This window comes from Calditrichota bacterium (genome assembly GCA_013151735.1).
Lineage (GTDB): Bacteria > Zhuqueibacterota > JdFR-76 > JdFR-76 > BMS3Abin05 > BMS3Abin05.
The window spans coordinates 1-7,904 of record JAADHR010000025.1 but is presented as its reverse complement, the minus strand read 5'-3'; the positions used below and the strand labels follow the sequence as shown (position 1 = coordinate 7,904).

Annotated in this window: 6 protein-coding genes; all 6 read left to right on the top strand. The window is 44.9% G+C overall.

Annotation, left to right across the window (positions count from 1 at the left end; all coding sequences use genetic code 11):
* Positions 1-311 precede the first annotated feature (311 nt).
* Complete coding sequence (locus tag GXO76_01630; GenBank protein NOY76548.1) at positions 312-1,598, top strand: sugar ABC transporter substrate-binding protein; 1,287 nt, start codon at positions 312-314, stop codon at positions 1,596-1,598.
* Positions 1,599-1,629: 31 nt separating this feature from the next.
* Positions 1,630-2,514 carry a sugar ABC transporter permease gene (locus tag GXO76_01625; protein NOY76547.1) on the top strand — a complete coding sequence of 295 codons (885 nt, stop codon included), beginning with the start codon at positions 1,630-1,632 and terminating at the stop codon, positions 2,512-2,514.
* Positions 2,515-3,339 carry a carbohydrate ABC transporter permease gene (locus GXO76_01620; protein NOY76546.1) on the top strand — a complete coding sequence of 275 codons (825 nt, stop codon included), beginning with the start codon at positions 2,515-2,517 and terminating at the stop codon, positions 3,337-3,339. It abuts the gene before it with no gap.
* A 181-nt stretch (positions 3,340-3,520) separates the two neighbouring features.
* Complete coding sequence (locus GXO76_01615) at positions 3,521-4,546, top strand: LacI family transcriptional regulator (protein ID NOY76545.1); 1,026 nt, start codon at positions 3,521-3,523, stop codon at positions 4,544-4,546.
* A 31-nt stretch (positions 4,547-4,577) separates the two neighbouring features.
* Positions 4,578-6,353, top strand: coding sequence for a T9SS type A sorting domain-containing protein (locus tag GXO76_01610; GenBank protein ID NOY76544.1), 1,776 nt, complete (start codon positions 4,578-4,580; stop codon positions 6,351-6,353).
* Positions 6,354-6,418: 65 nt separating this feature from the next.
* On the top strand, positions 6,419-7,904 hold a 1,486-nt coding region (locus GXO76_01605), incomplete at its 3' end, for a TonB-dependent receptor plug domain-containing protein (protein ID NOY76543.1).

Genomic DNA, 7,904 nt, shown 5'->3' with positions numbered 1-7,904 from the left:
ATCTCAGGGAGGGGGCCGGGAGGAGGGTTAGAATGGAATGCTTTCCGTATTTTAAGAAAATAAATCCACAAAAAAGCCAGTAGAACCAAAAGTAAGAATTATTTTATAAAAAATCAAGAAATAAACCTGCCAAAAATAGATCGTGCCTCCCAACGGTTTGAGACTTCATTTCCCGGTAAGGTACCGGATGACAGGAAAAACCGGTTTGAGGATCTCCTAAAATTTCAGTGCACAAAAAAAATAGCTTGACTTCAGAAGTGAAATATATTACATTGAAAAATGTAACCGGTTACATAAAAGGGCCATTCTCTATGATTCCAGGATTAAAACGTCTCATTCCGATCGTCATTTTACTTACGGTGCCAGTTGTTGGATGCCATTCGCTTTCGAAACAGAATAAAGCGGTTACATTTTGGGCGATGGGGCAGGAGGGCAAGCATCTTGAAACCCTTCTGGTGAAATTTGCCCGGTTACACCCTGAAATCCCCGTGAAAATTCAGAGAATTCCCTGGTCCTCTGCGCATGAAAAATTACTGACGGCCTTTGCCGGTCAATCGACTCCGGATATTTGCCAGCTTGGAAATACCTGGATTGCTGAATTTGAAAGCATGGGTGCCCTCACCCCGTTGGATTCTTTCGTTCTTGGTTCACCCGTCGTTCGTTCCTCAAATTTTTTCAGCGGTATCTGGCAAACCAATGTGATTCATAAAAAACTGTACGGAATTCCCTGGTATGTGGATACGAGAGTTTTGTTTTATCGAAAGGACCTTTTGGCAAAAGTGGGATACCGGAATCCACCCACGACCTGGCGCGAATGGGCAGAGGTTTCTAAAAGAATAAAAAGGGCGTCTCCGCCCAATGAGGGGAACTTTGCTAATTATTTTCCCCTGGCTCATAATAATCCGTATGTTCCGGTCATATTAATTATGGAAAATGAGGGTCGATTTCTGAAGAAAAATAAATGTTACGGTGCGTTTGAGGATCCGAATACCGTAAAGGCTCTCCAATTTTATGTGGATTTTTTTAAAAATGGTTGGGCTCCCAAAAATATGAGTCGCGTTTCGAACATTTATCAGGGATTTCAAGCGGGTTTTTTTTCGATGTTTATAAGCGGTCCTTGGGATATAAATGAAATCAGAGAGCGTGTCCCTTCACTTCGGAACAAATGGGGAACGGCGCCCATGCCCAAGGGCAAAAAAAGTGTTTCCGTTGCGGGCGGAGCCAGCCTGGTGATTTTTAAATCTTCCAAACGAAAATCGGAAGCGTGGAAAGTGATTGAGTTTTTGTCCCGGTCGGAAACGCAAACGGATTTTTTTAAACTGACCCGGGATTTGCCTGCGGTTCGGAAAGCCTGGAGCGATTCGAGCATTCTGTCTGATCCTCAAATTCGGGCGTTCAGGGAACAGCTTGAGACCGTTCAGCCCACCCCGAAATTGGCCGAATGGGAGCAAATTGCGTCCAAAATGCAGGAATACCTGGAGAAAGTAATCTATGGTAGAATGACACTTAAGCAAGCCGTAATTGATTTGGACCGCGACGTCGATCGGATTCTGGAAAAGCGACGATGGCTTTTATCCCAGAATTTATTGCCCGAGTAAGAAATCCTTCAAATCTGGAATTTGAGACTTTATGAAGAAAACCTATCAAATAGCGTACATTTTTTTGGCACCGGCTCTTCTTACACTAACGGTTTTCTTTTTTCTTCCTGTTTTAGCCGCCTTGGGAATGAGCTTTACCGATTTCGACATCTATTCCATCGGTAATCTGGCCCGCACACGGTTTGTGTTTCTTCAAAATTATCAGCATCTGCTTCACGACCCTCTCTTCTGGAAATCGCTTTTGAATACCGCTTATTTTGTGCTTGTGGCGGGGCCGCTGACCATTTTCGTGTCTCTCTTTACGGCAATGGCCCTGCAGTCATCTTTACTTCGATTCAAAAGTTTTTTTCGGCTGGCGTTCTTTTTGCCGGTGATCACGAATTTGGTGGCGATTGCTGTTGTCTGGCGATATCTCTACCATCCACGATTTGGGCTTCTCAATTACATTTTGGCCTTATTCCATTGTGGGCCCATCGACTGGCTGGGGAATCCTCATTGGGCCATGCCGGCCCTCATTCTGTTGGCCACCTGGAAAAATTTCGGCTATTTTATGATGATTTACATTGCCGGTTTGCAAACCATTCCGGGAGAACTTTATGAGGCGTCCAGTTTGGACGGAGCGAACTGGTGGCGTCAGCAATGGCATGTCACGGTTCCCCTATTGGCACCTACCACTCTGCTGGTGACAATTATGACGGTCGTTGGCTACCTTCAGTTTTTTGCAGAGCCCTACATCATGACTCAAGGAGGGCCCCTGAATGCGACATTGAGTGTGGTGCTTTATCTGTACGATCAGGGATTTCGGTGGTGGAAGATGGGGTATTCCGCTTCGATTGCTTTTGTTCTGTTTAGTGTGGTTTTTCTTGCGGCCGTGTTGCAATTGTATTTGGGAAAACGACGGGAAGCATGGGGATAAATGATACGGAACACAGCAAAATCTCTTTTACTTCATTTATGTCTGTTTGTTGCGGCGGCTTTCACATTAATACCGTTTTTATGGATGTTGAGTGCGTCTTTCATGAAAAATGGTGAGGCAACGCTTTTCCCCCCTCACTTTGTTCCGACGCACATCTCCTTTCAGCAATATGCCATCCTTTTTCACGAGCTAAATATGGGCCGCTATTTTTTGAACAGTACCATTCTGGCATTGGGTGTTACAGGAGGATCTTTACTGGTGAATGCAATGGCTGGTTTTGCTTTTGCTAAATTTACATTTCCCGGAAAGCGTCCCGTTTTTACGCTTTTGCTCACATCAATGATTATCCCGGGGCAAATCACGATGCTTCCCGTGTTTCTTTTGTTGAACAAATTAGGATTACTCAATACGTATTGGGGCATTATTCTGCCCGGATTGGCCAGTATTTTTGGAATTTTTCTGATTCGCCAATACGTTTCAACCATCCCGGATAGCCTTTTGGAAGCAGCCTATATGGATGGGGGAAGTTCTTTTTTGATCTTTTGGAAGATAATTATGCCTCTGGCCAAACCCGTGCTCATTACGTTGGCCCTGTTCACTTTTATGGGAACATGGAATGATTTTCTCTGGCCATTAATTGTAATGACGAAAGACAGCATGTATACCCTCCCCGTCGGATTGGCCGGTTTGCTCGGAGAGCACGCACAGGATACCGAACTCATGATGGCGGGATCTGTGATTACGATTATTCCAATTATTTTAATCTTTCTCTTTTTGCAAAAGTATTATGTACAAGGGATTTTAGTCGGCAGCATAAAGGAATAATTTTTATGCTTTGTAACTCATTGATTAATAAAAAGATGCAAATTCAAGACGAAAGATTGTTCCCATTTTTAAAAAAATACCTTGACACAATAGTAATAATTGATTATATTTTTTTGAAAAATGTAACCGGTTACATTTTTGGTTTAGTATCTGAATGTTTACCAACTATGGGATGCTCATTATGCAAATTCGTGAAATAGCCCGGTTAGCAGGTGTTTCTGTTGCAACGGTTTCTCGTGTCATTAACGGCAAAGGACCTGTTAAGGAGAAAACCCGCAGACGTATCCTGGAAATTATGAAGGAACATAATTATGTTCCCAATCCAATTGCACGCAGCCTTTCTACTCATCATACAGATACAATCGGGGTTATTCTTCCCGAGCTGGTGGATGAATTTTTCTCCGATCTGATTCGCGGTATGGATGTGGAAGCAACGAAATCAAATAAATACCTGATGGTTACCGGATCCCACAGTAAAAAAAATATCGCTGAAACGCTTCTGGAATTCATGACCAGTGGTCGGGTGGATGGTGTTATTGTAATGGCCCCGCTACTGCACAGGGAAATTAGTGAATTATTGGCCTTTGCAAAATGCCCTGTCGTCATGATTAACAGTTGCTTAGACGAAGAACAGGTTGTCAGCTTCAACATCAACAATATTCAGGGGGCGGAAATGATCACGAAGCATCTGATTGGACATGGCTTTGAGCGTATTGGAATGATTTTGGGCCCTAAGAACAATTTTGATGCAGAACAACGTTTTGCCGGTTTCAAGAAGGCTATTGAATCGGCAGGGCTTACTATTGAAAACTCGCTGCTGATTCCGGGAGATTTTGCAACAAAATCGGGGTTTGAAGCCTTTTATGAACTCCTGCAACGGAGCCCCAAACCCGAGGCGATCTTCGCCGCGAATGATATGATGGCCATTGGCGCTTACGAAGCTGCCAGAAAAATGGGCGTACGGATTCCGGAGGATGTCGCTATTGCCGGTTTCGATGATATTTTTATTTCTCGATTTCTAAAGCCTCGTTTAACAACTGTCCATGTTCCGATTGTGGAACTGGGGCAAAAAGCCATGAAGTACCTATTGAAAATGATTGAAGGGGAGGTGGACTCAACGAAACCCTATAGAGAGGATATGGAAACAAAGATTGTGATTGGGGGGTCATGCGGATGTGACACTAATAATGCCGATGAATTTGTTTAAAGCGGTTAAACAAACAAAAGGAGGAAGAATCATGAAAGTTATTACAAGCGTATTGGTAGGGGCAATTTGCCTGTCCTTAATTTGGGCCGGTTCTCTTTTTGCCCAGGGCCATGTTGATCCCCCCTATTTGCAGATCCAATCGGTGGAGCATCCGATTACAGTGGATGGCAAACTGGATGAGACGGATTGGCAGCGGCGATTTGATTACCTGGTATTTCGGTCGCATTTTACACCGGGTGATGTTGAATACGGAGCAACCGACGGGACACTTGTAAAAGGCACCTACACGGATACGACAACCACGATTGTCCGGATACTGCACGATGGGTTGGATTTGTACATTTCCCTTCAATCGAACGACAAGTCAGTCTGCCGGTTTGGTGACAGTTGGGAAGGGGATGGGTTATTTATGAAGGTTCAGGATGCCCAGGGGACAACAGTGGAGTACAAATTGTATTTTAATTTGGGTGGTACGGATCCGGATATTCATTATGAAGGTCCTTCACTCTATCCGGGCTCAGGCGAAGGGGCCGGATACAAGATGCCGGGAACAGTGGTAAATGACACAACCCAGGTAGATTCGGGATATACGGCGGAGCTGGTGATTCACCTGGATCAGTTGGGCTACACGGATCCCTATGCAGATGTGCCGGTATTGATTAATATTTTTGATCCGGATGGCTATCCCGACGGAAGCACCGCCTGGGGCGACGTGGGTTCTTATTACAAGCAATGGTGGGGAAGCGAATGGGGCCCGGACATGCGGATTCTGCGGTTGGCGGATCCTCCGACAAAGCTTGCTGTGAAGACCGACGAGGCGATTACACTGGACGGCCAGTTAACCGAATCCTTTTGGGCCAAAGCAGATTCGGTGGTCATCGCGAAGGGTTCGAACAGCAGTACGGGCGGCTGGTACATGCAGTGGGGCGATCCGAACAATCAATACACGGATCAGAGCCGGGCGGTGGTGAAGTTTGCACACAAGGGAACGGATTTGTACATTGGCGTGGTTTCGAACGATTCGTCCGTGTGCAATTGGTCCCCGGGCTGGGAAGCAGATGGCCTGTTCTTGTGGATGACCTACAAGGGTGTGATTCCAGGTTCGGGAGATCGGTTGGAGATCAAGGCGATGTATTTCAACCCGACGGAAGGAGCCGGGATTGACTTTCAGTTGGGTGGCAATGTGCCCACGGGAGGAGCCGAAGGGGCGTCCTATGAGCCGCCGGGGACCGTGACAAACACGGAAACGAACGGGCCGGATGCAGGATATTCACTGGAAGTCGTGGTGCATACGGACTTGTTTGGTTACAGCGATGGGGATACGGTGAAACTAAGCGCAGTGATCTGGGATATGGATTATGCGTCGAAGGATGCGTATGATCCCAATGTGTCCGATTATGCTCCCAACTGGTGGGGTACGCAGTGGGTTGATCCCAACTTCGAAAAATATGATATGTACCGGAATGTGGTCCTGTCCAATGAAACGGCAGTCCGTGTTGATGAAGAAAAATCAACCCCGGTCGTTCGGGAATTCCGTCTGAGTCAGAATTATCCCAACCCATTCAATCCTTCAACCCGAATTGATTTCAGTGTCCCCGTTCAATCGAACGTATCCATTGCTGTTTACGACGTCCTTGGAAAGCGAATTGTCACCCTTGTTGATGGTAAAAACTATTCTGCGGGTAGTCACACCGTGGAATGGAATGGTACGGATGATCTGGGCCGAAATGTCGGATCCGGAATTTATTTCTACAAAATTACTACTCAGAAATTCAGTCAAACGAAAAAAATGATTCTGATGAAATAATTGAATTGGCCGAGAGGGGCGTCTCTATGCACGTCCCTCTCTATTATTTAAATGCGATTTGAATCATGAAAAAACAAGATAAACTATTGTGGCTGGTCTTTACTCTTTTTTTATGCGTGTTTTTTTCGGGACGAGCAATAGGCGGCCAGACAGGAAAACTCGTTGGTAAGGTTTTCGATGTAGACAGCGGAGACCCTCTCCCTTATGCGAATGTCATCCTTGAAAAAACAACGATAGGGGCCGCGACTGATATGAACGGAGAGTTCTTTGTAATCAATATCCCGCCCGGAGTTTATACGGTGACGGCGTCCATGCTCGGCTATCAAAAAATGAGCATTAAAAACGTGCAGGTGTTTGTAGATCATACCACGCACTTGCGTTTTGGGTTAAAGCCAATGACACTCAGTTTGGGAAAATCCGTCATCGTTACGGCTGAACAACCGCTCATTCAAAAAGATCTCACCTCAACCGCCAGTTCGGTTACAGCCAGTGAAATCCGGAATATGCCGGTTGAAAGCTTTGAGGATGTGCTCCAATTACAGGCGGGCATTGTAAAGGACAGCCGCGGTGACTTGCATATTCGTGGGGGCCGTGCCAGTGAAGTGGCCTATTTGATTAATGGTGTTTCCGTATCGGATCCTTTTTCGGGCGGGGTAGCCGTGGAGGTCAATCAAGAAGCTATTCAGGAATTAAAGGTGATCAGCGGAACCTTTAATGCCGAATATGGCAAGGTGATGTCCGGTGTGGTGGAAATTGTCACAAAAGATCCCTCAAGCACATTAACAGGCGGCGGAAGTATTTATTTCGGAGATTATGTAAGTCGGGATAAAAAGCTTTTTTATAATATTGATTCTGTCAGTCCAACGGATATCACCAACGGACAACTCTATGTGTCGGGCCCCATTCCGTTTTCAAAAAAGAAATTGGGATTTTATCTTTCGACGAGGGCGTATCATAATGAGGGTTGGCTTTACGGGCAAAGGCGGTTTAATCCGTCCGATTCTTCGAATTTCCAGAATCCCACATCTTTTTACATGCAGGAAACCGGGGATAAAAAACCCGTGCCTATGAACGAACAGAAGAAATATTATGCCAATTTGAAAGTGGTATATCATTTTAATCCGTCGGTAACAATTAGCTATAATGGCCTTGGAAATTATTCAACTTATAGAAAATACAATCATTTATTTAAATATAATCCGGACGGTGATGTTCATCATTATTCATACGGCTATACCCATATTCTGACCCTAAATCACATGATTTCGCCCAAAACATTTTATACACTCAAGTATTCGAATTATTTTGTGCAGTATCGTTCGTATCTGTACAAGGATCCGAATGATCGGCGCTACGTTAATCCTGAATTATTAAGAAATCGGGAAGACAGCTATAGTTTTTTAACGGGCGGCACAAACATGACCCATTTTAACCGTTATTCCGCTGTTGAAGGAATAAAGTTTGATATCACATCGCAGGTATCGAAATCACATCAAATAAAAACAGGTTTGGAATATAAATATAATACGCTCTATTTGAATAACGGAGTTG

What these genes read in the sequence shown, in the direction of transcription:
- GXO76_01630 (NOY76548.1), top strand. Translation starts at nt 312, where the DNA reads ATGATTCCAGGATTAAAACGTCTCATTCCGATCGTCATTTTACTTACG.
- GXO76_01625 (NOY76547.1), top strand. Translation starts at nt 1,630, where the DNA reads ATGAAGAAAACCTATCAAATAGCGTACATTTTTTTGGCACCGGCTCTT.
- GXO76_01620 (NOY76546.1), top strand. Translation starts at nt 2,515, where the DNA reads ATGATACGGAACACAGCAAAATCTCTTTTACTTCATTTATGTCTGTTT.
- GXO76_01615 (NOY76545.1), top strand. Translation starts at nt 3,521, where the DNA reads ATGCAAATTCGTGAAATAGCCCGGTTAGCAGGTGTTTCTGTTGCAACG.
- GXO76_01610 (NOY76544.1), top strand. Translation starts at nt 4,578, where the DNA reads ATGAAAGTTATTACAAGCGTATTGGTAGGGGCAATTTGCCTGTCCTTA.